34 protein-coding genes are annotated in these 21,944 nt (G+C 38.5%); all 34 read left to right on the top strand.

The genetic code is table 11. From position 1 onward, the window contains the following. The coding region (rplC, locus tag ACNKXV_RS03355) for a 50S ribosomal protein L3 (RefSeq protein ID WP_417906274.1) at nucleotides 1-611 on the top strand (611 nt) is incomplete at its 5' end. Continuing rightward, nucleotides 611-1,237 carry a 50S ribosomal protein L4 gene (rplD, locus tag ACNKXV_RS03350; RefSeq protein ID WP_417906273.1) on the top strand — a complete coding sequence of 209 codons (627 nt, stop codon included), beginning with the start codon at nucleotides 611-613 and terminating at the stop codon, nucleotides 1,235-1,237. The genes rplC and rplD, both read left to right, overlap by 1 nt. 9 nt (nucleotides 1,238-1,246) lie before the next feature. Further along, nucleotides 1,247-1,537: a 50S ribosomal protein L23 gene (gene rplW, locus ACNKXV_RS03345; protein WP_417906272.1), complete on the top strand. Its 291-nt coding sequence runs from the start codon at nucleotides 1,247-1,249 to the stop codon at nucleotides 1,535-1,537. A gap of 9 nt (nucleotides 1,538-1,546) precedes the next feature. Continuing rightward, the gene (gene rplB / locus ACNKXV_RS03340; protein WP_417906271.1) at nucleotides 1,547-2,383 is read left to right on the top strand and encodes a 50S ribosomal protein L2; all 837 of its coding nucleotides are present in this window, start codon (nucleotides 1,547-1,549) and stop codon (nucleotides 2,381-2,383) included. Nucleotides 2,384-2,389: 6 nt separating this feature from the next. Continuing rightward, nucleotides 2,390-2,668, top strand: a complete 279-nt coding sequence (gene rpsS / locus ACNKXV_RS03335) for a 30S ribosomal protein S19 (RefSeq protein WP_011710692.1) — start codon at nucleotides 2,390-2,392, stop codon at nucleotides 2,666-2,668. Nucleotides 2,669-2,676: 8 nt separating this feature from the next. Continuing rightward, nucleotides 2,677-3,084, top strand: a complete 408-nt coding sequence (gene rplV, locus ACNKXV_RS03330) for a 50S ribosomal protein L22 (RefSeq protein WP_011710691.1) — start codon at nucleotides 2,677-2,679, stop codon at nucleotides 3,082-3,084. Nucleotides 3,085-3,092: 8 nt separating this feature from the next. After that, nucleotides 3,093-3,812 (top strand): 30S ribosomal protein S3, encoded by a 720-nt coding sequence (rpsC, locus tag ACNKXV_RS03325; RefSeq protein WP_417906270.1) that lies wholly within the window; start codon nucleotides 3,093-3,095, stop codon nucleotides 3,810-3,812. A gap of 20 nt (nucleotides 3,813-3,832) precedes the next feature. Then, nucleotides 3,833-4,252, top strand: a complete 420-nt coding sequence (rplP, locus tag ACNKXV_RS03320; RefSeq protein ID WP_108172303.1) for a 50S ribosomal protein L16 — start codon at nucleotides 3,833-3,835, stop codon at nucleotides 4,250-4,252. Between the two features lie 10 nt (nucleotides 4,253-4,262). Next, entirely contained in the window at nucleotides 4,263-4,454 is a 192-nt protein-coding gene (gene rpmC / locus ACNKXV_RS03315; RefSeq protein ID WP_141876839.1) for a 50S ribosomal protein L29, read from the top strand. A gap of 18 nt (nucleotides 4,455-4,472) precedes the next feature. Then, on the top strand, nucleotides 4,473-4,730 hold the full coding sequence (gene rpsQ, locus ACNKXV_RS03310; RefSeq protein WP_011710687.1) for a 30S ribosomal protein S17: 258 nt from the start codon (nucleotides 4,473-4,475) through the stop codon (nucleotides 4,728-4,730). Between the two features lie 2 nt (nucleotides 4,731-4,732). Further along, nucleotides 4,733-5,101 carry a 50S ribosomal protein L14 gene (gene rplN, locus ACNKXV_RS03305; protein ID WP_026933550.1) on the top strand — a complete coding sequence of 123 codons (369 nt, stop codon included), beginning with the start codon at nucleotides 4,733-4,735 and terminating at the stop codon, nucleotides 5,099-5,101. Nucleotides 5,102-5,113: 12 nt separating this feature from the next. Continuing rightward, complete coding sequence (gene rplX, locus ACNKXV_RS03300; RefSeq protein WP_417906269.1) at nucleotides 5,114-5,425, top strand: 50S ribosomal protein L24; 312 nt, start codon at nucleotides 5,114-5,116, stop codon at nucleotides 5,423-5,425. Nucleotides 5,426-5,427: 2 nt separating this feature from the next. After that, the gene (rplE, locus tag ACNKXV_RS03295) at nucleotides 5,428-5,979 is read left to right on the top strand and encodes a 50S ribosomal protein L5 (RefSeq protein ID WP_417906268.1); all 552 of its coding nucleotides are present in this window, start codon (nucleotides 5,428-5,430) and stop codon (nucleotides 5,977-5,979) included. Nucleotides 5,980-5,981: 2 nt separating this feature from the next. After that, nucleotides 5,982-6,251, top strand: a complete 270-nt coding sequence (gene rpsN, locus ACNKXV_RS03290) for a 30S ribosomal protein S14 (protein ID WP_417906267.1) — start codon at nucleotides 5,982-5,984, stop codon at nucleotides 6,249-6,251. Between the two features lie 59 nt (nucleotides 6,252-6,310). Further along, nucleotides 6,311-6,709, top strand: coding sequence for a 30S ribosomal protein S8 (gene rpsH / locus ACNKXV_RS03285; protein WP_417906266.1), 399 nt, complete (start codon nucleotides 6,311-6,313; stop codon nucleotides 6,707-6,709). Between the two features lie 19 nt (nucleotides 6,710-6,728). Next, nucleotides 6,729-7,271: a 50S ribosomal protein L6 gene (rplF, locus tag ACNKXV_RS03280; protein ID WP_417906265.1), complete on the top strand. Its 543-nt coding sequence runs from the start codon at nucleotides 6,729-6,731 to the stop codon at nucleotides 7,269-7,271. Nucleotides 7,272-7,283: 12 nt separating this feature from the next. Then, nucleotides 7,284-7,640 carry a 50S ribosomal protein L18 gene (rplR, locus tag ACNKXV_RS03275; protein ID WP_417906264.1) on the top strand — a complete coding sequence of 119 codons (357 nt, stop codon included), beginning with the start codon at nucleotides 7,284-7,286 and terminating at the stop codon, nucleotides 7,638-7,640. A gap of 6 nt (nucleotides 7,641-7,646) precedes the next feature. Further along, nucleotides 7,647-8,171: a 30S ribosomal protein S5 gene (gene rpsE / locus ACNKXV_RS03270; protein ID WP_011710679.1), complete on the top strand. Its 525-nt coding sequence runs from the start codon at nucleotides 7,647-7,649 to the stop codon at nucleotides 8,169-8,171. 13 nt (nucleotides 8,172-8,184) lie between these two features. Then, nucleotides 8,185-8,367, top strand: a complete 183-nt coding sequence (gene rpmD / locus ACNKXV_RS03265) for a 50S ribosomal protein L30 (protein ID WP_208012724.1) — start codon at nucleotides 8,185-8,187, stop codon at nucleotides 8,365-8,367. Nucleotides 8,368-8,376: 9 nt separating this feature from the next. Beyond that, entirely contained in the window at nucleotides 8,377-8,829 is a 453-nt protein-coding gene (gene rplO / locus ACNKXV_RS03260) for a 50S ribosomal protein L15 (protein ID WP_417906263.1), read from the top strand. An 11-nt stretch (nucleotides 8,830-8,840) separates the two neighbouring features. Next, on the top strand, nucleotides 8,841-10,178 hold the full coding sequence (gene secY, locus ACNKXV_RS03255; protein ID WP_417906262.1) for a preprotein translocase subunit SecY: 1,338 nt from the start codon (nucleotides 8,841-8,843) through the stop codon (nucleotides 10,176-10,178). 2 nt (nucleotides 10,179-10,180) lie between these two features. Further along, nucleotides 10,181-10,396: a translation initiation factor IF-1 gene (gene infA, locus ACNKXV_RS03250; RefSeq protein WP_123216423.1), complete on the top strand. Its 216-nt coding sequence runs from the start codon at nucleotides 10,181-10,183 to the stop codon at nucleotides 10,394-10,396. Between the two features lie 117 nt (nucleotides 10,397-10,513). After that, entirely contained in the window at nucleotides 10,514-10,630 is a 117-nt protein-coding gene (gene ykgO, locus ACNKXV_RS03245; protein WP_010519235.1) for a type B 50S ribosomal protein L36, read from the top strand. Between the two features lie 2 nt (nucleotides 10,631-10,632). After that, nucleotides 10,633-11,007: a 30S ribosomal protein S13 gene (rpsM, locus tag ACNKXV_RS03240; RefSeq protein WP_089666516.1), complete on the top strand. Its 375-nt coding sequence runs from the start codon at nucleotides 10,633-10,635 to the stop codon at nucleotides 11,005-11,007. Between the two features lie 8 nt (nucleotides 11,008-11,015). Then, the gene (rpsK, locus tag ACNKXV_RS03235) at nucleotides 11,016-11,420 is read left to right on the top strand and encodes a 30S ribosomal protein S11 (RefSeq protein ID WP_417906261.1); all 405 of its coding nucleotides are present in this window, start codon (nucleotides 11,016-11,018) and stop codon (nucleotides 11,418-11,420) included. Between the two features lie 82 nt (nucleotides 11,421-11,502). After that, entirely contained in the window at nucleotides 11,503-12,108 is a 606-nt protein-coding gene (rpsD, locus tag ACNKXV_RS03230; RefSeq protein WP_417906260.1) for a 30S ribosomal protein S4, read from the top strand. Nucleotides 12,109-12,130: 22 nt separating this feature from the next. Further along, nucleotides 12,131-13,123, top strand: a complete 993-nt coding sequence (locus ACNKXV_RS03225) for a DNA-directed RNA polymerase subunit alpha (protein WP_417906259.1) — start codon at nucleotides 12,131-12,133, stop codon at nucleotides 13,121-13,123. 101 nt (nucleotides 13,124-13,224) lie between these two features. Continuing rightward, entirely contained in the window at nucleotides 13,225-13,731 is a 507-nt protein-coding gene (gene rplQ / locus ACNKXV_RS03220; protein ID WP_417906258.1) for a 50S ribosomal protein L17, read from the top strand. Between the two features lie 112 nt (nucleotides 13,732-13,843). Next, nucleotides 13,844-14,956: a glutamine-hydrolyzing carbamoyl-phosphate synthase small subunit gene (gene carA / locus ACNKXV_RS03215; RefSeq protein ID WP_417906257.1), complete on the top strand. Its 1,113-nt coding sequence runs from the start codon at nucleotides 13,844-13,846 to the stop codon at nucleotides 14,954-14,956. Nucleotides 14,957-15,293: 337 nt separating this feature from the next. After that, complete coding sequence (locus tag ACNKXV_RS03210; RefSeq protein WP_417906256.1) at nucleotides 15,294-16,301, top strand: outer membrane beta-barrel protein; 1,008 nt, start codon at nucleotides 15,294-15,296, stop codon at nucleotides 16,299-16,301. Between the two features lie 198 nt (nucleotides 16,302-16,499). Further along, complete coding sequence (gene eno, locus ACNKXV_RS03205; RefSeq protein ID WP_417906255.1) at nucleotides 16,500-17,789, top strand: phosphopyruvate hydratase; 1,290 nt, start codon at nucleotides 16,500-16,502, stop codon at nucleotides 17,787-17,789. 138 nt (nucleotides 17,790-17,927) lie between these two features. Beyond that, nucleotides 17,928-19,469: a glycogen synthase gene (locus ACNKXV_RS03200; RefSeq protein WP_417906254.1), complete on the top strand. Its 1,542-nt coding sequence runs from the start codon at nucleotides 17,928-17,930 to the stop codon at nucleotides 19,467-19,469. Nucleotides 19,470-19,738: 269 nt separating this feature from the next. Next, nucleotides 19,739-21,022, top strand: a complete 1,284-nt coding sequence (locus ACNKXV_RS03195) for a citrate synthase (protein WP_417906253.1) — start codon at nucleotides 19,739-19,741, stop codon at nucleotides 21,020-21,022. A gap of 84 nt (nucleotides 21,023-21,106) precedes the next feature. Beyond that, on the top strand, nucleotides 21,107-21,944 hold an 838-nt coding region (locus ACNKXV_RS03190), incomplete at its 3' end, for a dimethylarginine dimethylaminohydrolase family protein (protein WP_417906252.1).

Here is a 21,944-nt window from a genome sequence, read left to right as displayed (position 1 = left end):
TGTCTGGGTTAATAGGAAAAAAGATCGGTATGACCAGCATCTTCGACGAAAATGGGAAAAACATCCCATGTACCGTAATTGAAGCTGGACCATGCGTGGTTACCCAAGTCAGAACCAAAGAGGTTGACGGGTATGAAGCACTTCAACTTGGTTTCGATGACAAAAAGACTGTAAATAAAGCTGCTGAAGGGCATGCTAAAAAAGCAGGAAGCGTTGCAAAGCGTAAAGTCGTTGAATTCCAGGGTTACAATGAAGATTACAAATTAGGTGACTCTGTTACCGTGGATCATTTCAAAGAAGGTGAATTTGTGGATATCGCAGGTACATCTAAAGGAAAAGGATTCCAGGGTGTAGTTAAGAGACACGGTTTTGGAGGAGTTGGACAGGCCACTCACGGTCAGCACAACAGATTAAGAGCTCCCGGTTCTATTGGAGCGGCTTCTTATCCTGCGAGAGTATTCAAGGGAATGAAGATGGCCGGAAGAATGGGCGGTGAGAGAGTAAAAGTTGAAAACCTTAAAGTTTTGAAGGTTGTGGCAGATAAGAATCTTTTAGTTGTTAAAGGATGTGTGCCAGGACATAAAAACTCATACGTAATCATTAGTAAGTAATGGAAGTAGCAGTTTTAGATATTAAAGGAAAAGAAACAGGCAGAAAAGCTCAGCTTTCTGATTCTGTTTTCGCTATAGAGCCTAATGAGCACGCTGTTTATCTTGATGTTAAACAATACCTGGCTAACCAACGTCAGGGTACTCATAAAGCTAAGGAAAGAGCAGAGATCGCGGGTTCTACTCGTAAGATCAAAAAACAAAAAGGTACTGGTACTGCAAGAGCAGGTAGTATCAAGTCTCCTATCTTCAAAGGTGGTGGACGTGTTTTTGGACCAAGACCAAGGAACTACAGTTTTAAACTGAACAAGAACCTTAAGCGTCTTGCAAGAAAATCTGCGCTTTCTATCAAAGCAAATGATAAGGCAATTATGGTAGTAGAGGATTTCACATTCGATTCTCCAAAGACTAAAAACTTCATGGAAGTTCTTAAGGCTCTGGGTATTGAAAGTAAAAAATCTCTAATAGTGTTGGGTGACACAAATAAAAACGTATATTTGTCGTCGCGCAATTTAAAGACCTCGGAAGTGATAAGTAGCTCAGAATTAAGTACTTACAAGATTCTGAACGCTAAAAATATCGTATTTCTAGAAGGTTCTTTAGAAGGAATTGAGTCGAATTTAAGTTAATAAACCGTTATGAGCATCTTGATTAAACCTGTTATTACAGAAAAAGCTACTTCAGATAGTGAGATGAATAATCGTTTCACGTTTGTAGTAAGTAACAAGGCTAATAAGATTCAGATCAAGGACGCGATCGAATCTGCTTATGGCGTATCTGTTACTAAAGTTCGAACTATGAATGTCCGCCCTGATCGTAAAACCAAGTACACAAAGTCTGGTATGATCACTGGTAAAACTAATGCTTACAAAAAAGCAGTAGTACAGGTGGCGGAAGGTGAAACTATTGATTTATACAGTAATCTTTAAGATTAAAGAATGTCAGTTAGAAAATTAAAACCAATTACACCTGGTCAGCGTTTTAGAGTAGTTAATGGGTATGACGCCATTACTACTGATAAGCCGGAGAAAAGCCTATTGGCGCCGATAAAAAAATCAGGTGGTAGAAACAGTCAGGGTAAGATGACCATGCGCTACAAAGGTGGTGGTCACAAAAGACGTTACCGAGTTATCGATTTTAAACGTGATAAGCAGGGAATTCCTGCTACAGTTGCGTCTATAGAATACGATCCAAACAGAACGGCCTTTATCGCATTATTGAACTATCAAGACGGTGAGAAAAGGTATATTATTGCTCAAAACGGACTTCAGGTAGGTCAGAACATAGTTTCGGCTAACGAAGCTGCTGCTCCTGAAATTGGGAATGCAATGCCATTGGCAAACATTCCTTTGGGTACTGTTATCTCTTGTATCGAGCTAAGACCAGGACAAGGTGCTGTTATGGCACGTAGTGCAGGTGCTTTTGCTCAGTTATTGGCAAGAGAAGGAAAGTATGCAACTATTAAATTGCCTTCAGGTGAGATTCGTAGAGTTCTTGCTTTATGTATGGCAACAATAGGAGCTGTTTCCAACAGTGATCATCAGCTATTAATCGGTGGTAAAGCCGGTAGAAGCAGATGGTTGGGTATCAGACCAAGAACAAGACCAGTAGCGATGAACCCAGTCGATCACCCAATGGGTGGTGGTGAAGGTAGAGCTTCAGGTGGTCACCCACGTTCAAGAAAAGGTCTTCCTGCTAAAGGATTCAAGACCCGCTCAAAAACGAAGGCGAGTAATAAATATATTGTAGAACGTAGAAAGACTAGAAAGAAATAATAAGATATGGCACGTTCATTAAAAAAAGGACCTTTCGTTCATTACAAACTGGAACAAAAAGTGGCTCAGAATGTTGAGTCAGGAAAGAAAGCCGTGATCAAAACCTGGTCTAGAGCTTCTATGATTACTCCAGATTTCGTAGGACAAACTATCGCGGTACACAACGGGAAACAATTTGTTCCTGTGTATGTAACTGAGAACATGGTAGGTCATAAACTAGGAGAATTTTCACCAACACGTTCTTTCAGAGGACACGCAGGTGCAAAAAATAAAGGTAGAAAATAATTGAAGCTATGGGAGTTCGTAAAAGAGAAAGAGCAGAGCAAATAAAAGAAGCCAAGAAACAGGTAGCTTTTGCAAAGTTAAATAACTGCCCTACTTCGCCTAGAAAAATGCGTCTTATGGCGGATCTAGTAAGAGGTGAGAAAGTAGAAAAAGCGCTTCATATTTTAAAATTCAGCAAGAAAGAAGCATCCAACCGTTTAGAGAAACTTTTAGTTTCTGCAATTGCCAACTGGCAAGCTAAAAACGAAGATGCAAATCTTGAAGAAGCTGAATTATTTGTGAAAGAGATTCGTGTAGATGGAGGAAGTATGTTAAAAAGACTTCGTCCTGCTCCACAGGGTCGTGCACACCGAATTAGAAAGAGATCCAACCACGTAACATTGGTGCTTGGAGCAAACAATAATACACAAAGCTAAGAGATAGTATGGGACAAAAAACAAATCCAATCGGAAATCGCCTTGGTATCATTAGAGGTTGGGAATCCAACTGGTACGGAGGTAATGACTACGGTGATAAACTTGCCGAAGACGATAAGATTAGAAAGTACATCCATGCTCGTCTTTCTAAAGCGAGTGTATCGCGTGTAATCATCGAGCGCACGCTTAAGCTTGTAACCGTTACTATCACTACTGCAAGACCTGGTATCATTATCGGGAAAGGTGGTCAAGAGGTAGACAAGCTTAAGGAAGAGCTTAAAAAGATTACCGACAAGGAAGTTCAAATCAACATCTTTGAGATTAAGAGGCCAGAACTTGATGCTCACCTGGTGGGTGCAAGTGTTGCCAGACAAATTGAGAATCGTATCTCTTACCGTCGTGCAATTAAAATGGCTATCGCGGCTGCAATGAGAATGAACGCTGAAGGAATCAAAATTGAGATCTCCGGACGTCTAAACGGTGCTGAAATGGCACGTTCAGAATCATATAAAGATGGGAGAATACCTTTGTCAACTTTTAGGGCTGATATTGACTATGCTTTAGTTGAAGCGCACACTACTTATGGTAGATTGGGTGTTAAAGTATGGATCATGAAAGGTGAGGTATACGGAAAAAGAGAGCTTTCGCCTCTTGTTGGCCTTGCAAAGAACCAAGGTAAGAAATCCGGAGCCGGACGAGGTGGAAACAAAGCACGTCGTAGAAAGTAATTTTTTAAAGGAAAGAAAAAATGTTACAACCTAAAAGAACGAAATACCGTAAGCAACAAAAAGGCCGTATGAAGGGCTTGTCTCAAAGAGGACATAGACTTTCAAATGGTACTTTTGGAATCAAATCAATGGATTCCAGCTTTGTTACTGCACGTCAAATAGAAGCAGCGCGTATCGCCGCTACCCGTTATATGAAAAGAGAAGGATCTATCTGGATCAAAATTTTCCCGGATAAGCCTATCACAAAGAAACCTCTTGAAGTACGTATGGGTAAAGGTAAAGGTGCCGTTGAATATTGGGCAGCTGTAGTAAAACCAGGAAGAATTATGTTTGAAATTGGTGGAGTACCAATGGCAACTGCTAAAGAGGCGCTACGTCTTGCAGCACAAAAACTTCCTGTGAGAACAAAATTTGTTGTAGCTAGAGATTATCAAGAATAATATTGGAATTATGAAACAATCAGAAGTAAAAGAAATGTCTGTTGCAGAATTGCAAGAAGAACTTGGTAAGTCTCGTAAAGCTTATTCAGATTTAAAAATGGCTCATGCTGTTTCGCCTTTGGAAAATCCGATACAGTTGAGAACTGAAAGGAGAAAAGTGGCGAGATTAGCTACAGAGTTAACTAAAAGAGAACAACAATAATTGTTATTCTGCTGAAAGATGGAAAAAAGAAACTTAAGAAAAGAGCGTGTAGGGGTAGTTACAAGTAACAAAATGCAGAAATCCATTGTGGTTTCTGAAGTGAAAAAAGTAAAACACCCTATGTATGGAAAATTCGTTTTGAAAACGAAAAAATACGTAGCACACGACGAAAATAACGACTGCAACGAAGGTGATACTGTAAAGATCATGGAAACACGACCTTTAAGTAAATCCAAGACTTGGAGATTAGTAGAAATAATTGAAAGAGCGAAGTAATCATGGTACAACAAGAGTCCAGACTAAAAGTAGCAGATAATACCGGAGCTAAAGAAGTTTTAGCTATTCGAGTATTAGGAGGTACAAAGAAAAGATACGCATCTGTTGGAGACAAGATAGTTGTCAGTGTAAAAGAAGCTACACCTAACGGAAATATCAAGAAGGGTGCAGTTTCAACAGCAGTTGTTGTTCGTACCAGAAAAGAAGTACGCAGACCAGACGGATCTTATATCCGTTTTGATGATAATGCATGTGTACTACTAGGCCCACAGGGAGAAATGCGCGGTACTCGTGTATTTGGACCTGTAGCACGTGAACTTCGTGATAAGCAATTCATGAAAATTGTATCATTGGCACCAGAAGTGCTTTAATACATTAAAAAAATGACAAAGCTTAAAATAAAATCAGGAGATACTGTTCGCGTAATTGCTGGAGACCATAAAGGTAAAGAAGGTAAGGTGCAGAAGGTACTTATAGAAAAGAATAAAGCCATTGTGGAAGGGGTTAATATGATCTCTAAGCATGAGAAGCCAAGTGCTTCTAACCCACAAGGTGGTATTAAGGAGAAAGAAGCTCCTATCCATATTTCTAATCTTTCACTTATCGATAAGAACGGTGAAACTACGCGAGTAGGTTACAGAGAAGAAGATGGAAAGAAGGTGAGATTTTCCAAAAAATCTAATGAAGTAATATAGTTATGGCATACGTACCAAGACTTAGACAGGAATATAACGAGAGAGTAAAGAATACTCTTAAGGAAGAATTCAGCTACTCCAATATTATGGAGGTGCCAAAACTTGAGAAAATAGTAATTAGCCGTGGAGTTGGTGGAGCAGTTGCAGATAAGAAACTTATCGAGCACGCTATCGACGAATTAACTGCAATCAGTGGTCAAAAAGCGGTATCTACTATCTCTAAAAAGGATGTTGCATCGTTCAAGTTGCGTAAGGGAATGCCAATTGGGGCTAAAGTTACTTTACGTGGATATAGAATGTATGAATTCTTAGACAGGTTAATCACGAGTGCTTTGCCACGTGTACGTGATTTTAACGGGATCAAATCTACTGGATTTGACGGGAGAGGAAACTATAACTTAGGGATCACTGAGCAAATCATTTTCCCAGAGATCGATATCGATGCGGTAAATAGAATTGCCGGGATGGATATCACTTTTGTTACCTCTGCTGAAACCGATAAAGAAGCTAAAGCATTGTTAACTGAACTAGGATTACCTTTTAAAAAGAACTAATTATGGCTAAAGAATCAATGAAAGCCCGTGAGGTAAAAAGACAGAAATTGGTAAAAAAGTACGCTGAGAAAAGAGCTGCGCTTAAAGAAGCAGGTGATTTCGAAGGTTTACAAAAATTACCAAAGAACTCTTCTCCAGTTCGTTTACATAACAGATGTAAATTAACAGGTAGACCTAAAGGGTACATGAGACAATTTGGTCTTTCTCGAGTAATGTTCAGAGAAATGGCTAACCAGGGTCTTATCCCAGGTGTTAAGAAAGCAAGCTGGTAAAAATTATAAATTGGATGAAGGTTCAAATAAATGAAAACCACATCCGCAAACAAAGATAGATGAATACAGATCCTATTGCAGATTACCTAACAAGAATCAGGAATGCAAATGCTGCAAACCACAGAGTTGTGGAAATTCCTGCTTCCAATGTTAAAAAAGAGATCACCAAGATATTATTCGATCAGGGATATATCCTTAGTTACAAATTCGAAGATAATACCGCTCAGGGAACCATCAAGATTGCTCTTAAGTATGATAAAGTAACAAAAGAGCCGGTAATCAAGAAAATTCAAAGAATAAGTAAACCTGGTTTACGTAAATACGCCGGATCAACAGAAATCCCAAGGATCCTTAACGGTCTTGGAATCGCGATCGTGTCTACTTCTCACGGAGTAATGACTGGAAAGCAAGCGCAAGCTGAGAAAGTTGGTGGTGAGGTATTGTGCTACGTTTACTAATACTTAAAAGACTAAAGAAATGTCAAGAATAGGTAAAAACCCAGTTACGATCCCGGAAGGTGTTACAGTTGAGCACAAAGACGGTGTGGTAACGGTAAAAGGAAAATTAGGAGAGCTTAAGCAGGAAGTAAAAGACATCGATGTAAAAATCGAAGATAATGTAATTACTTTCGAGCGTTCTTCAGATAAAAGTGATCAAAAAGCAAAACACGGTCTTTACCGTGCTTTGGTGAACAATATGATTGAAGGTGTTACAAACGGATACACTAAAGAACTAGAATTAGTTGGTGTAGGTTACCGTGCGAGCAACCAGGGGAACAAGTTAGATCTTGCCGTTGGTTTTTCACATAATATTGTGCTAGATTTGGCTCCCGAAGTTAAAGTGGAGACAATCTCAGAAAAAGGTAAGAATCCTATTGTGAAGCTTACTTCTCATGACAAACAACTTGTTGGACAAGTTGCAGCGAAGATCCGTTCATTCAGAAAACCTGAGCCGTACAAAGGAAAAGGTATTAAGTTTGTAGGAGAGCAATTGAGAAGAAAAGCAGGTAAATCAGCTTAATAAAGTTTAGTTATGGCAGTGTCAAAACAAGATAGAAGAAATAAAATCAGAAAACGTATCCGTAAGGATATCGTTGGAACAACAAGCCGTCCTAGATTATCTGTTTTTAGAAGCAATAAAGAGATTTATGCACAGATCATTGACGACGTAGAAGGTAAGACTTTAGCTTCAGCTTCTTCAAGAGATAAGGATATCGCTTCTGCTTCTGCAGATAGAAAAGAGCAGGCTCAGATGGTAGGTAAAGCTATCGCAGAGAAAGCGAAGAAAGCCGGAATAGATACAATCTCTTTTGATAGAGGTGGATATTTATATCACGGTAGAGTTAAATCATTAGCAGAAGGTGCTCGCGAAGGAGGACTAAAATTCTAGAAAATTATGTATCAAGATTATAAAAACGTAGAACATGTAAAACCAGGAGGTCTTGAATTGAAAGACCGTTTGGTTGGAGTACAACGTGTTACTAAGGTTACAAAAGGTGGTAGAGCTTTTGGATTCTCTGCTATTGTTGTAGTTGGAGATGAGAATGGCGTAGTAGGTCAGGGACTTGGAAAATCTAAGGAAGTGGCAGATGCTATCTCTAAAGCGGTGGAAGACGCTAAGAAAAATCTGGTACGAATTCCTTTGCATAAAGGAACTTTACCTCACGAACAAAAAGGTAAGTACGGTGGAGCAAGAGTAATGCTTCTTCCTGCTGCTGCGGGTACCGGTATTATTGCTGGTGGTGCGATTCGTGCGGTATTGGAATCTGTAGGAGTACATGATGTACTTTCTAAGAACCAGGGGTCTTCAAACCCTCACAACGTTGTAAAAGCTACTTTTGATGCCTTATTACAATTGAGAAGTGCCGAAACTGTTGCAAAACAAAGAGGTGTTTCATTAGAAAAGGTATTTAAAGGATAAATCAAGGAATAAGATGGGAAAGATAAAAGTCACAAAAGTAAAAAGTGCTATCAATCGCACTAAGAATCAAAAGCTTGTTCTTGAGTCATTAGGACTTAAAAGAATTGGGCAGACGGTTGAGCATGACGATACGCCAAACATCCTTGGTATGGTAAATAAAGTTAAACACTTAGTTTCTGTAGAAGAAACCAAATAATAATCTCTCATGGATTTAAGTAACTTAAAACCTGCAGAAGGTTCAGTTAGAAGAAATAGCAAGCGTATTGGTCGTGGTGAAGGATCTGGTAAAGGTGGAACCGCTACCAGAGGTCACAAAGGTGCCAAGTCACGTTCAGGTTATTCCAAAAAGATTGGTTTTGAAGGTGGGCAGATGCCACTTCAAAGACGTGTTCCAAAGTTTGGATTCACAAACCGTAACCGTAAAGTATACCAGGGTATTAACCTTGATACTCTTCAATCTCTTGTAGATGAAGGAAGAATCAAAGATACAGTGGATATGGACGTGTTGGTTGAAAACGGTCTTGCTGGGAAAAACGAGCTTGTTAAGATATTAGGTAGAGGTGAATTAAAAGCTAAGTTGAAAATATCTGTTCATAAATTTACGGCCTCAGCGAAAGAAGCTATTGAAGCTGCCGGAGGTGAAGTTGTTACTTTATAATAGATAAACAAATGAAATTCATCAATACGATTAAAAATATTTGGAAAATCGAGGAGCTAAAAAATAGAATTTTAGTAACCCTCGGTTTGCTTTTGGTATATCGATTCGGGGCGCAAGTAGTGCTTCCCGGAATCGATGCCGCTCAGCTTTCCAACTTAGCCAATCAAACCGATAGTGGACTGTTAGGTCTTCTTAATGCCTTTACCGGAGGTGCATTCTCGAATGCATCTGTATTTGCATTAGGGATCATGCCTTATATCTCTGCTTCGATTGTTGTGCAGTTAATGGGAATTGCAATTCCTTATTTACAGAAGTTGCAGAAAGAAGGCGAAAGCGGACGTAAGAAAATCAATCAGATCACTCGTTGGTTAACCATTGCGATTACTTTGGTGCAGGGTCCTGGTTATATCTATAACCTGTTTGCGACCTTACCTGGAGAAGCATTTTTACTTGGAGATAACTTAACATTTGTTATTTCTTCTGTGATCATCCTTACCACAGGTACCATTTTTGCGATGTGGCTGGGTGAAAAGATCACAGATAAAGGTATTGGTAACGGTATTTCATTGTTAATTATGGTTGGTATTATTGCCACATTGCCACAAGCTTTTATTCAGGAATTCGCTTCAAGAGTATTTGAATCGAACGGTGGTCTTGTAATGATACTAATCGAATTAGTTATCTGGTTTGCCATTATTATGGCTTCAGTTATGCTGGTTATGGCAGTTCGTCAAATCCCGGTACAATATGCCAGAAGATCTGCTACTGGTGGTTATGAAAAGAATGTTTTTGGATCAAGACAATATATTCCATTAAAATTGAATGCATCTGGGGTAATGCCTATCATTTTCGCTCAGGCGATCATGTTCATTCCCGTGGCTTTGGCCGGTTTATCAGAATCTGATACCGCTCAGGGTGTAACAGCTGCATTTCAGAATATATTTGGATTTTGGTACAACCTTGTGTTCGCCTTATTGATCATCATTTTCACGTATTTCTATACGGCGATCACTGTTCCAACTAACAAAATGGCTGATGATCTTAAGAGAAGCGGTGGTTTTATTCCCGGGATTCGTCCTGGAAGTGAAACTTCTGAATATCTGGATCGCATTATGTCTCAGATAACCCTGCCTGGATCTATATTCTTGGCGCTAATTGCAGTGTTCCCTGCGATTGTTTATTCCTTGTTGGGTGTACAACAGGGTTGGGCTCTATTCTTTGGAGGTACCTCGCTTTTAATTATGGTTGGAGTTGCAATAGATACTATGCAACAAGTGAATTCTTACTTGTTAAATAGACACTATGACGGATTAATGAAATCAGGTAAAAACAGAAAAGCAGTAGCTTAATTATGGCAAAGCAAGCAGCGATTGAACAGGACGGAACTATCATTGAAGCATTGTCTAATGCAATGTTTCGGGTAGAATTGGAAAATGGTCACGTAGTGACTGCCCATATCTCTGGGAAGATGCGTATGCATTACATTAAATTGCTTCCGGGAGATAAGGTGAAACTGGAAATGAGTCCTTATGATTTAAGTAAGGCTCGAATAACTTACAGATACTAAAAAGTAATTTTCAGCTTGTTATAAATTTTTTATACTTTTGCACTCTGAAAAATTTATGACGGCTAAAAATTTCACGCCAGGAGTTAATGCTCTGTTCGTGAATTAAAAAGAGATAAGATGAAAGTTAGAGCATCAATAAAAAAGAGAAGTGCCGACTGCAAAATAGTTCGCAGGAAAGGGCGCCTTTACGTAATTAACAAAAAGAATCCTAGATTTAAACAAAGACAAGGCTAATTATGGCAAGAATTGCAGGGGTAGATATACCTAAACAAAAGCGAGGAGTTATAGCATTGACCTATATCTTCGGAATTGGCAGAAGCAGGGCTCAAGAGATACTTGCACAAGCTAAAGTAGACGAGAGTAAGAAAGTTTCTGATTGGGACGATGATGAAATCGGTAAGATTCGTGAAGCCGTTGGTCAGTTTACAATCGAAGGTGAGTTACGTACTGAAGTTCAGATGAGCATCAAGCGTCTTATGGACATTGGTTGTTACAGAGGGATCCGTCACAGAGCTGGATTACCTTTAAGAGGTCAGAGAACTAAGAACAACTCCAGAACCAGAAAAGGTAGAAGAAAAACAGTTGCTAACAAGAAAAAAGCGACTAAATAGTAAGTAGTATGGCAAAGAAGACAAATCAAAAGGCCGGTAAGACTCAGAAGAAACGTAAAGTTATCGTTGAAGCAAACGGTGAAGCTCACGTTACTGCATCTTTCAACAATATCATTATTTCCCTTACTAATAAAAAGGGTGATGTTGTAGCATGGTCATCTGCTGGTAAGATGGGCTTTAGAGGATCTAAGAAAAATACTCCTTACGCTGCACAGCTAGCTGCTGAAGATGCTTCGAAAGTAGCACATGAAGCTGGTTTGCGTAAAGTAAAAGTATACGTAAAAGGTCCTGGAAATGGTAGAGAATCTGCTATTAGAGCGGTTCATAACAGTGGTATCGAGGTTACAGAAATTATCGATATTACTCCACTTCCACACAACGGTTGTCGTCCACCTAAGAGACGTCGAGTTTAATAAATTTAACAATAGGAGAGGATTTAGATTATCGAAGGACTAATGCCTTAATTCATAATCCCTTTCTAAAATAACTATAGTAATGGCAAGATATACTGGTCCAAAAACTAAAATAGCCCGTAAATTCGGTGAAGCTATTTTTGGTGACGACAAATCTTTCGAAAAAAGAAATTATCCTCCGGGACAGCACGGTAACAACCGTCGTCGTGGAAAAAAATCTGAATATGCTATCCAGTTAATGGAGAAGCAAAAAGCCAAGTATACTTATGGTATCCTTGAGCGTCAATTCCGTAACATGTTTGAAAAAGCAACCCGTGCCCAGGGAATTACTGGTGAGGTTCTTCTTCAATTATGTGAATCTCGTTTAGACAATGTGGTGTACCGTATGGGTGTTGCTCCATCAAGAAGAGCTGCTCGTCAATTAGTAGGTCACCGTCACATCACTGTTAATGGTGAACTTGTAAACATCCCTTCTTACCAGCTTAAACCTGGTGACGTTGTAGGTGTTAGAGAAAAGTCTAAATCACTTGCTGTAGTACAGGAATCATTATCAAATAACAGCAGTGTTTACGAATGGATTTCATGGAATTCAGAAAAGAAAGAAGGAACTTTTGTTTCTGTTCCTGGAAGAGTTCAGATTCCTGAAAACATTAATGAGCAATTTATAGTCGAATTATATTCGAAATAATAATTCACACAGAAGTCTAAATATGGCAATACTAAATTTTCAGAAGCCCGATAAAGTTATAATGATTGATTCTACAGATTTCGAAGGGAAATTTGAATTTCGCCCTTTGGAACCTGGATATGGATTGACCGTTGGTAACGCTTTAAGACGAGTGCTTTTATCTTCTCTGGAAGGTTTCGCGATCACTTCAGTAAGAATTGAAGGGGTAGATCACGAGTTCTCAACCATCGCTGGTGTAGTGGAAGATGTAACCGAGATTATCCTTAACCTGAAACAAGTCAGATTTAAGAGACAAATCGAAGAGATCGATAACGAATCGGTTACTATTTCTGTATCCGGAGAGGAGCAATTAACTGCCGGTCATTTTCAAAAATTCATCTCAGGTTTTCAAATCCTAAATCCAGATCTAGTGATCTGTCATATGGATAAGAAAGTAAGCCTGAACATGGAGATCACTATTGAAAAAGGTAGAGGTTACGTTCCGGCGGAAGAAAACAAGAAAGCCAATGCTCCACTAGGTACAATTTTCACTGACTCTATTTACACTCCTATTAAGAATGTAAAATACAGCATCGAGAACTACCGTGTTGAGCAGAAGACTGATTATGAAAAACTGGTATTTGAAATTATCAGTGATGGTTCAATTCATCCTAAAGATGCTTTGACTGAAGCTGCTAAGACTCTTATCCACCACTTCATGTTATTCTCTGATGAGAGAATCACTCTTGAGGCTGATGAGATCGCACAAACTGAAACTTATGATGAAGAATCTCTTCACATGAGACAACTTCTTAAAACCAAGTTGGTAGATCTTGATCTTTCAGTAAGAGCCTTAAACTGTCTTAAAGCTGCTGAAGTTGACACTCTTGGAGACCTTGTGTCTTACAACAAGAATGATCTTATGAAGTTTAGAAACTTCGGTAAAAAATCACTTACTGAACTTGAAGAGCTTGTAAGCAACAAAGGTCTTAACTTTGGAATGGATCTTTCAAAATATAAACTAGATAAGGACTAGTCAGTTTTTGGATTCATTTCAAAACTGATAGCCACAATATAATAACCGTCATAGTTTGCTCCTCAAAGTGGGTTGAGCAAGATGATGAAATATAAAATGTCATGAGACACGGAAAGAAAATAAACCATTTAGGTAGACAAACTGCACATCGTAAGGCAATGCTTGCGAATATGGCATGTTCCCTAATTGAGCATAAGCGTATCAATACAACTGTTGCTAAAGCAAAAGCTCTAAAAGTATTTGTAGAGCCGCTTGTAACAAAATGTAAAGAAGATACTACTCACAACAGACGTCTTGTGTTTAGTAAGCTAAGAAGTAAAGAAGCGGTTACTGAACTGTTTCGCGAAGTTGCTCCTAAAGTAGGTGATCGTCCGGGAGGATATACCAGAGTTATCAAACTTGGTAGTCGTCTTGGTGATGCTGCTGAAATGGCAATGATCGAACTTGTAGATTTCAACGAAACTTACGGTGTTGATAAGCCTAAGAAGAAAAAGTCTACGCGTCGTGCAGGGAAGAAGAAAACTGAAGAAACTTCTGCTCAGCAAAACGAAGCGCCAAAAGCTGAAGAGCCAAAGGCAGAAAAGAAAGACGATAAAAAAGAGGAATAGTAATGAATCTTTTCACGATCTAAATTTTAAAAGGATAAACTTTAATAGTTTATCCTTTTTTTATACCCGTACATTAATTGATTAATTTTACAGCCACAACAATAACACAACTATGAAATATCAGGCTAAAAGAAAAGCGATCATATTGCTTGAAGACGGAACCATTTTTTATGGAAAAGCCGTAGGAAATAAAGATGGAAAAGCTACCGGTGAAGTTTGTTTCAATACAGGGATGACCGGGTACCAGGAGATCTTTACAGACCCTTCTTATTTTGGACAATTGATGGTGACCACCAATGCTCACATTGGAAATTATGGAACCCGCGAAGAGGAAAATGAATCTGATGGTGCAAAAATTGCCGGGTTAATCTGTAAAAACTTTAGTTATACCCAGGCACGCCCTTCAGCCGATAGTACCCTTGAACAATTTCTTGATAGGAATAACATCTTTGCTATTTCTGATGTGGATACCAGAGCGCTGGTTACTTACATCCGTGAAAATGGGGCAATGAATGCTATTATTTCTACAGATGTTGATAATGTAGAAAAACTTAAAGAAGAACTTAAACAAGTGCCCAATATGGATGGACTTGAGCTGGCTTCTAAAGTATCTACTGCTGAACCATATTTCTATGGTGACGAGAATGCAAAATATAAAGTGGCGGCCTTAGATGTTGGGATCAAAACCAATATTTTAAGAAACCTTGCCGAAAGGGATGCTTATATCAAGGTATTCCCTTATGATGCTACCTATGAGGAAATGAAGGAGTGGAATCCTGATGGTTACTTCCTGTCTAACGGTCCTGGAGATCCGCAACCACTGGATAGTGCCATTAAAGTGGCTAAAACCATTATCGATAATGATCACCCGTTATTCGGGATATGCCTTGGTCACCAAATAATTGCTCTGGCTAATGGTATTAATACCTATAAGATGCATCACGGGCATCGCGGGATCAATCACCCAGTAAAGAACATGAAAACCGGGAAAGGAGAGATCACCTCTCAAAATCACGGTTTCTCTGTTGATAAGGAACAAACTGAAGCTCATCCGGATGTAGAGATCACTCATGTATGTTTAAATGATGGCACCGTTGGCGGACTGGCTATGAAGAGTAAGAATGTCTTTTCTGTTCAATATCACCCGGAAGCAAGCCCGGGACCACACGATGCGAGTTATTTATTTGATGAGTTCATCGAAAGATTAGAAAGGGCTAAAGCCTAAATCATTTAATTTTTAAAGATTCAAAAAGCCGGAATTCAATTCCGGCTTTTTTTATTACGCTTTGGAATAAAGTAAAATTGCAAGGCTTATTAGATAGTCTTATTATTGGCGTTTTTTAACAAAACTAACCATGAACAAACTTCTAATTGCCTTTGTGCTGCTTTTTAATCTTTCACTAACTGCTTAAATCGAATTTGAGCAAGGCTACTATATAAATAACACTGGCCAGCGAGTAGAGGGACTTATCAAAAATCTTGATTGGAATTATACCCCTGCAGATATCTTATTTAAATCTTCTGCATCTGCCCAACCTGTAACTGTATCCTTAAATGAAATTATGGGATTTGAAGTTGGAGCTTATCATTTTAAAAAGTTCAATGTTCAGCTTGATATATCTTCGAACGAAATACATGATATGTCGCAACAACGTTCACCGGAGTTCGTGAATCAAACAGTATTTCTAAGGTATCTGGTGGAAGCAGAAACGGCGCTACTGTCTTACCGACGAAATAATATCGAAAGATTTTTCTATAAGACCACGGGAGAGGAAGTGCAGCCTTTAATATTCAAAAACTATTTGGTTAACGGGAAAGTTGGTGTTAATAATAGATTCAAACAACAATTATCTAATAATTTCAAATGTGGTGGAAATGAATCCCGAATTCCTTTGACAGATTATAAGGAGAAAGATCTGGTATCATTTTTTGCAAAATATAATGAATGTAAAGGGAATGATTTTGATGTTAAGTTAAGCAGTAAATCATCGGGTAAATTAAACTTTGTCCCTAAACTGGGTGTTGGTTTTGGCTCAATGGAAGTAGATAACAGTTACGTGGCAGCAGGAACTCAATTAAGCGGAATGGATTTTCGTGTAGGCGCGGCCCTGGAATATAACTTCAGTTATAATAAGAATAAATGGTCAGCACTATTGGAACCTATGTATAGAAGTTTTAGTGATGAGATCTTCGTAGATAGGGAATTCGATGCCGATTTAAAAGTACAGTACAATTCCATTAATGTTTTTACCGGAATTCGTTATTACATGTATCTGAATGAGCAATCACGAATTTTCACTAATCTTGGAGTGAACCTGGATATGCTTGTTTCCTCGAAAATAGAATTTGCCAATACTAATAGAAATATGGATCCGGTCCTGGAATCTCTTGATTTTGGAATGGGGCTTGGTTTAGGAGCAGGTTATAGCTGGGATAATAAACTGGATTTTGAAGTTCGATTTTTAACAAATCGGGTAAACGGGGATCAATCTGTAGATAAAAATTATGATCTCGATTGGAAAAGCACTTATCAAAGTATAAATTTTATAGTTGGGTATAAACTATTTTAATAATTAGCATATCTGCAATTATTTGAACAAATCCTCATTGCTAATGGGGATTTTTCAGTTTAGGTGCGGTTCTATAATTCCGAAAACGTTTTAGTGTGATTAGTTGTTATAGATGCCTTAAAACTAACTATCTCAGTCGCTTTTTTAAGCTCGTCTTTGTATCTTGCAAGTTGTTCAACTAACAAACAAAATAAGAAAATGAGCGCTATTTTAGATATTCACGCAAGGCAAATCTTTGATTCACGAGGAAACCCTACTGTAGAGGTAGATGTTATTACAGAAAATGGAATAATGGGAAGGGCAGCTGTTCCTTCAGGAGCTTCTACCGGAGAACATGAAGCTGTTGAGCTTCGTGATGGAGGTGATGATTATATGGGGAAAGGAGTTGCCACTGCAGTAGATAACGTAAATGGTGAGATCGCTTCAAAGCTTTTAGGGTTTTCTGTTTTTGAGCAGAACCTTATAGACCAGACCATGATAGATCTTGACGGCACGCCTAATAAATCTAAACTTGGAGCAAATGCTATTCTTGGAGTTTCTTTAGCAGTTGCTAAAGCAGCAGCGAATGAGCTTAACATGCCGTTATATCGTTATGTTGGAGGAGTAAGTGCAAATACACTTCCGGTACCAATGATGAATATTATAAACGGTGGTTCGCATAGTGATGCGCCAATCGCATTTCAGGAATTCATGATAATGCCTGTAATGGCTGAAAGCTTTTCTCATGCCTTAAAAATGGGAACTGAAATTTTCCATAATCTTAAGAAAGTTCTTCATGACCGTGGTTTAAGTACCGCTGTAGGAGATGAAGGTGGTTTTGCACCAACTCTGGATGGAACTGAAGATGCTCTGGATACCATTATGAACGCTATTAAAAAAGCGGGATATAATCCGGGGAAAGATGTGATGATCGCTTTAGATTGTGCCGCTGCTGAATTCTATGTAGATGGCAAATATGATTATACAAAATTTGAAGGTGATAAAGGACAGGTTAGATCCAGTGAAGAGCAGGCGGAATATCTTGCTGAATTAGCTTCTAAATATCCTATTATCTCTATTGAAGATGGAATGGATGAAAATGACTGGGAAGGTTGGAAAGCTGTAACAGATAAGATTGGTGATAAAGTTCAGCTGGTTGGAGATGACCTTTTTGTAACGAATGTGGAAAGACTTGGTCGCGGGATCAAAGAAAATATTGCCAATTCCATTCTTATCAAGGTTAACCAGATTGGTACTTTAACCGAAACTATCGCAGCGGTTAATATGGCGCACAATGCAGGTTATACTTCTGTAATGTCTCATAGATCTGGAGAAACTGAAGATAATACTATTGCAGATCTTGCTGTAGCTCTTAATACCGGACAGATCAAAACAGGATCAGCTTCCCGAAGTGATCGTATGGCCAAGTACAATCAATTACTTAGAATTGAGGAAGAATTAGGAGATGTTGCTTACTATCCGCAGGATAAAGCATTCAAGATAAAATAATTTTATTCTTAAATTTTTAAAGCCTCTTCTGTTGAAGGGGCTTTTTTATTTCAATTATGTTATCTTAACACTCTGCGTATTTTATAAAATGAATAATATTATTATTTTAAATGCGAACTAACTAAATCCATTATTTAATTGAAATCTAAATTCCTTTTCGTAGCGGCAGAGAATGACGCGATCCCACGTTGTAAAGCTGGTGGGATGGGAGACGTAGTAAGAGATGTGCCAAGGCAAATAGCAGAGAAGGGAGATGAAGTTTTTGTGGTAACCCCATCATATTCCCGATTGCATCAGGAAAATGGCACAAAAATTTCTGATATCAACTTTGTTTTCAGGGGAGTTCCCCATGCTGGAGAGATCTATGAAGTTCAGCCAAAAAAGGAAATTAATGGGATTCATCATTATGTGATTCACCACCCCGATATTAAAGCCGGGGACATAGCGCATATATATTACAATGATCCGGATCAGCCCTTTTTTACAGATGCAAATGTTTTTTCCCTGTTCTGTACTGCTGTGGCGGCATCTATTAGAGATGGGATCTTTGGAAAACTGGACATAGTACATCTACATGACTGGCATACCAGTATGCTGCTTTTCCTGAGGAAGTTCAATCCAATTTATAAAGGCTTAAAGAATATTCGTTTTGTGTATTCTATCCATAACCTTGCAATCCAGGGAATAAGACCATTCAATGATAATTTTTCATCTGTGGATGCCTTCTTTCCGGAAATTGAATATGATAAAGAGTTATTGTATGATAAAAGGTATTCCGGTTGTATAAACCTTATGGCTGTTGGAATTCGTCTGGCAGATGCGGTGCATACTGTTTCGGCATCTTACATGGATGATATTCAAAAACCGAGTAATCCGCCGCATTTTATTGGAGGAGAAGGTCTGGAAGATGATCTTAAAAAAGCAAATGAAGAGAACAGGCTTTTCGGGATCCTGAATGGAGCCAATTACGCAAACGTGAATCAGGTGGAAAAAGGTATACTTTTCCGTCAGGTAATTCGCAGGCTTTTTAGATGGCTGCAAGAGGAGAAAAAAGATTATAAGGCGCATTACATGGCGCATACCGGAGAGAAACTAACCCGCTGGCAGGAAAAACAACCGGATTTTATTTGTACCAGTGTCGCCCGGTTAACTGAACAAAAATTCTTTTTCTTTAAAGAAGATCCAGATTTATTGCCTGCATTAATGCAAAAACTAACCGAGGTCAATGGTGTTTATATTCTTTTGGGAACAGGTGCCCCGGAATATGAGTTGATCTTTAGGGAAGCGAGTTATGTTCACAAAAATCTGATCTTTGTAAATGCACAATCTGAAAGCATAATCGATATGCTTTATCAGGAAGCAGATCTTTATTTAATGCCAAGCCAGTTTGAACCTTGTGGAATAAGTCAAATGCTGGCGATGAGAAATGCGCAGCCTTGTTTGGTGCATAATACCGGAGGATTAAAAGACACGGTGGAGCATGGAGTTACGGGGTTCAGTTTTGATGGAAATACGGTAAAAGAAAAAACTGAAGATTTCGTGACCAAATTTTCTGAAGCTGTAGATCTGTTTTTTAATGATAAAAAGAAGTGGAAAGAGATTTGTGAGAATGCCAGGAATACCAGATTTACCTGGGAGAAGTCTGTGGGTCAATATTATAAAGATCTTTATAAGCTGTAATTTTCTAACTCCTTTAAATACTTTTTTCCTGCTGCATTATTATCCAAATTGGGTAAGAGAAATTAAAGGAATGGGTGATTTTTCTCATTCTTAAGGCATTATTATTAAAACCTCCTCAAAATTTTTGCCTGTACTTCGTTAAAATTCACGATAAGTGAATAAAATAGGGTGATTTCTGAAATTTCCTCACTCTCCTTAAAATAATTTTAACACTAAATTTCGTAATTTAGCAAATCTTAAAAATTAATCTAAAAAGAACTATATATAATATGTCTAAAACAGCGACTCTCGAATTTGATGGAAAGAAATACGAGTTTCCCATTACTGTGGGGACCGAAGATGAAATAGGGGTAGATATCAAGAAACTGCGTGCAGAAGCAGGCTTAATTACTCTTGATCCCGGATTTAAAAATACAGGAAGCTGTGAGAGTGCAATAACATTTTTAGACGGGGAAAAGGGAATCCTGAGATACCGTGGATACGCTATTGAAGATCTTGCAGAAAAAGCTGATTTCTTAGAAGTTGCTTACTTGCTTATTTTTGGTGAGCTTCCAAATAAAACTCAGCTAGAGAAATTCACAAACGATATTAAAGAGCAATCTCATGTTGATGAGGAGATGAAGAAGATCCTTGATGGATTTCCAAAATCTGCTCACCCTATGGGAGTACTTTCTTCGTTAACAAGTGCGCTAATTGCTTTTAACCCATCTTCAGTAGATGTTTCTTCAGAAGAAGATATGTACAAAGCGATCGTAAAGATCCTTGGAAAATTCCCGGTTCTTGCAGCCTGGACGCTAAGAAAGAAAAACAGTCTTCCGCTAAACTATGGTGATGAAGATCTGGGATATGTTGAGAATCTTCACAAAATGATGTTCGAAAAACCGAACAAAACTTATAGTGTGGATAAAGCGGTTATCGATGCCCTTGACAAACTATTAATCCTTCATGCAGATCACGAACAAAACTGTTCTACTTCAACAGTAAGAATGGTAGGTTCTTCTCACGCCGGATTATTCGCTTCAATTTCTGCTGGTATTTCAGCTTTATGGGGTCCTCTTCATGGAGGTGCTAACCAGGCTGTAATCGAAATGCTTGAGAGAATTAAAGAAGATGGTGGAGACACTCATAAATTCATGCAAAAAGCCAAAGACAAGGACGATCCGTTCCGTCTTATGGGATTCGGGCATAGAGTTTATAAGAACTTCGATCCACGTGCTAAGATTATCAAACGATCTGCAGATGAGGTTCTTGGACAATTAGGAGTAGAGGATCCAGTATTGGATATTGCTAAAGGTCTTGAGAAAGAAGCTCTTGAAGACGACTACTTCGTACAAAGAAAACTATATCCTAACGTAGACTTTTACTCAGGTATTATCTATCGCGCATTGGGTATTCCTGTGGATATGTTCACGGTGATGTTCGCTCTTGGTAGACTACCGGGATGGATCGCACAATGGAGAGAAATGAGGTTAAGAAAAGAACCAATTGGTAGACCAAGACAAATTTATATTGGTGAGAATCTAAGAGATTTTAAACCTTTAGGAAGCAGATAATTGATACTGTAACCTATATAATGTATAAAAGAAAAAGCTTCATCATCGTATGGAGCTTTTTTATATTTGCCAAAATCTTCAGAAATGAAATTGAATGTAACAAATGAAACTTCCAGATTAAGAGCCGTGGTACTGGGTACGGCAAAAAGTATTGGTCCTATCCCTACTTTGGAAGAGGCTTATGATCCAAAATCCAAAGAACATATCATCGCGGGAACTTATCCCAAAGAAGAAGATATGGTTAGGGAAATGGAATCTGTAGCGGAGGTTTTGGAAAAATATGATGTCAAGGTTTACCGCCCTGAGATCATTGAAAATTATAATCAGATATTTACAAGAGATATTGCATTTGTTATAGACGATAAGTTCATAAAATCTAATATTCTGCCAGATCGTGGTCAGGAGATCGATGCGATAGATCATGTGATGAAGCAAATAGATCCTTCTAAGATCGTTACGCTTCCCGAAGAAGCACATATAGAAGGTGGCGATGTAATGCCCATGGGAGATCATATCTTTGTGGGAACCTATAAAGGAGCTGATTACAGGAACTTTATCACCGCCCGTACCAATCTTCAGGCAGTGGATGCTTTGCAGGAGTTGTTTCCTGATAAAAAAGTGGTTTCCTTCAGTTTAAAGAAAAGCAATAGCATTGCCAAGGATAATGCCCTGCATTTGGATTGTTGTTTCCAGCCGGTAGGTAAGGATAAAGCAATTATATATAAAGATGGATTTTTACATGAAGAGGAATACAATTGGTTGATCAAATATTTTGGAAGAGCCAATGTATATGAAATTACCAGGGACGAGATGTACCAGATGAACTCCAATATTTTCTCTATTTCTGAAGATGTGGTAATTTCAGAAAAAGGATTTACCCGCCTGAATTCATGGTTAAGAGAACAGGGAATTACGGTAGAGG

Origin of the sequence: Christiangramia aquimixticola (assembly GCF_048285835.1) — a bacterium.
GTDB classification, from domain to species: domain Bacteria; phylum Bacteroidota; class Bacteroidia; order Flavobacteriales; family Flavobacteriaceae; genus Christiangramia; species Christiangramia aquimixticola.
The sequence above is the reverse complement of the archived record's forward strand: the minus strand, read 5'-3'. Positions and strand labels throughout refer to the sequence as shown.

What these genes read in the sequence shown, in the direction of transcription:
- rplD (WP_417906273.1), top strand. Translation starts at nt 611, where the DNA reads ATGGAAGTAGCAGTTTTAGATATTAAAGGAAAAGAAACAGGCAGAAAA.
- rplW (WP_417906272.1), top strand. Translation starts at nt 1,247, where the DNA reads ATGAGCATCTTGATTAAACCTGTTATTACAGAAAAAGCTACTTCAGAT.
- rplB (WP_417906271.1), top strand. Translation starts at nt 1,547, where the DNA reads ATGTCAGTTAGAAAATTAAAACCAATTACACCTGGTCAGCGTTTTAGA.
- rpsS (WP_011710692.1), top strand. Translation starts at nt 2,390, where the DNA reads ATGGCACGTTCATTAAAAAAAGGACCTTTCGTTCATTACAAACTGGAA.
- rplV (WP_011710691.1), top strand. Translation starts at nt 2,677, where the DNA reads ATGGGAGTTCGTAAAAGAGAAAGAGCAGAGCAAATAAAAGAAGCCAAG.
- rpsC (WP_417906270.1), top strand. Translation starts at nt 3,093, where the DNA reads ATGGGACAAAAAACAAATCCAATCGGAAATCGCCTTGGTATCATTAGA.
- rplP (WP_108172303.1), top strand. Translation starts at nt 3,833, where the DNA reads ATGTTACAACCTAAAAGAACGAAATACCGTAAGCAACAAAAAGGCCGT.
- rpmC (WP_141876839.1), top strand. Translation starts at nt 4,263, where the DNA reads ATGAAACAATCAGAAGTAAAAGAAATGTCTGTTGCAGAATTGCAAGAA.
- rpsQ (WP_011710687.1), top strand. Translation starts at nt 4,473, where the DNA reads ATGGAAAAAAGAAACTTAAGAAAAGAGCGTGTAGGGGTAGTTACAAGT.
- rplN (WP_026933550.1), top strand. Translation starts at nt 4,733, where the DNA reads ATGGTACAACAAGAGTCCAGACTAAAAGTAGCAGATAATACCGGAGCT.
- rplX (WP_417906269.1), top strand. Translation starts at nt 5,114, where the DNA reads ATGACAAAGCTTAAAATAAAATCAGGAGATACTGTTCGCGTAATTGCT.
- rplE (WP_417906268.1), top strand. Translation starts at nt 5,428, where the DNA reads ATGGCATACGTACCAAGACTTAGACAGGAATATAACGAGAGAGTAAAG.
- rpsN (WP_417906267.1), top strand. Translation starts at nt 5,982, where the DNA reads ATGGCTAAAGAATCAATGAAAGCCCGTGAGGTAAAAAGACAGAAATTG.
- rpsH (WP_417906266.1), top strand. Translation starts at nt 6,311, where the DNA reads ATGAATACAGATCCTATTGCAGATTACCTAACAAGAATCAGGAATGCA.
- rplF (WP_417906265.1), top strand. Translation starts at nt 6,729, where the DNA reads ATGTCAAGAATAGGTAAAAACCCAGTTACGATCCCGGAAGGTGTTACA.
- rplR (WP_417906264.1), top strand. Translation starts at nt 7,284, where the DNA reads ATGGCAGTGTCAAAACAAGATAGAAGAAATAAAATCAGAAAACGTATC.
- rpsE (WP_011710679.1), top strand. Translation starts at nt 7,647, where the DNA reads ATGTATCAAGATTATAAAAACGTAGAACATGTAAAACCAGGAGGTCTT.
- rpmD (WP_208012724.1), top strand. Translation starts at nt 8,185, where the DNA reads ATGGGAAAGATAAAAGTCACAAAAGTAAAAAGTGCTATCAATCGCACT.
- rplO (WP_417906263.1), top strand. Translation starts at nt 8,377, where the DNA reads ATGGATTTAAGTAACTTAAAACCTGCAGAAGGTTCAGTTAGAAGAAAT.
- secY (WP_417906262.1), top strand. Translation starts at nt 8,841, where the DNA reads ATGAAATTCATCAATACGATTAAAAATATTTGGAAAATCGAGGAGCTA.
- infA (WP_123216423.1), top strand. Translation starts at nt 10,181, where the DNA reads ATGGCAAAGCAAGCAGCGATTGAACAGGACGGAACTATCATTGAAGCA.
- ykgO (WP_010519235.1), top strand. Translation starts at nt 10,514, where the DNA reads ATGAAAGTTAGAGCATCAATAAAAAAGAGAAGTGCCGACTGCAAAATA.
- rpsM (WP_089666516.1), top strand. Translation starts at nt 10,633, where the DNA reads ATGGCAAGAATTGCAGGGGTAGATATACCTAAACAAAAGCGAGGAGTT.
- rpsK (WP_417906261.1), top strand. Translation starts at nt 11,016, where the DNA reads ATGGCAAAGAAGACAAATCAAAAGGCCGGTAAGACTCAGAAGAAACGT.
- rpsD (WP_417906260.1), top strand. Translation starts at nt 11,503, where the DNA reads ATGGCAAGATATACTGGTCCAAAAACTAAAATAGCCCGTAAATTCGGT.
- ACNKXV_RS03225 (WP_417906259.1), top strand. Translation starts at nt 12,131, where the DNA reads ATGGCAATACTAAATTTTCAGAAGCCCGATAAAGTTATAATGATTGAT.
- rplQ (WP_417906258.1), top strand. Translation starts at nt 13,225, where the DNA reads ATGAGACACGGAAAGAAAATAAACCATTTAGGTAGACAAACTGCACAT.
- carA (WP_417906257.1), top strand. Translation starts at nt 13,844, where the DNA reads ATGAAATATCAGGCTAAAAGAAAAGCGATCATATTGCTTGAAGACGGA.
- ACNKXV_RS03210 (WP_417906256.1), top strand. Translation starts at nt 15,294, where the DNA reads ATGGGATTTGAAGTTGGAGCTTATCATTTTAAAAAGTTCAATGTTCAG.
- eno (WP_417906255.1), top strand. Translation starts at nt 16,500, where the DNA reads ATGAGCGCTATTTTAGATATTCACGCAAGGCAAATCTTTGATTCACGA.
- ACNKXV_RS03195 (WP_417906253.1), top strand. Translation starts at nt 19,739, where the DNA reads ATGTCTAAAACAGCGACTCTCGAATTTGATGGAAAGAAATACGAGTTT.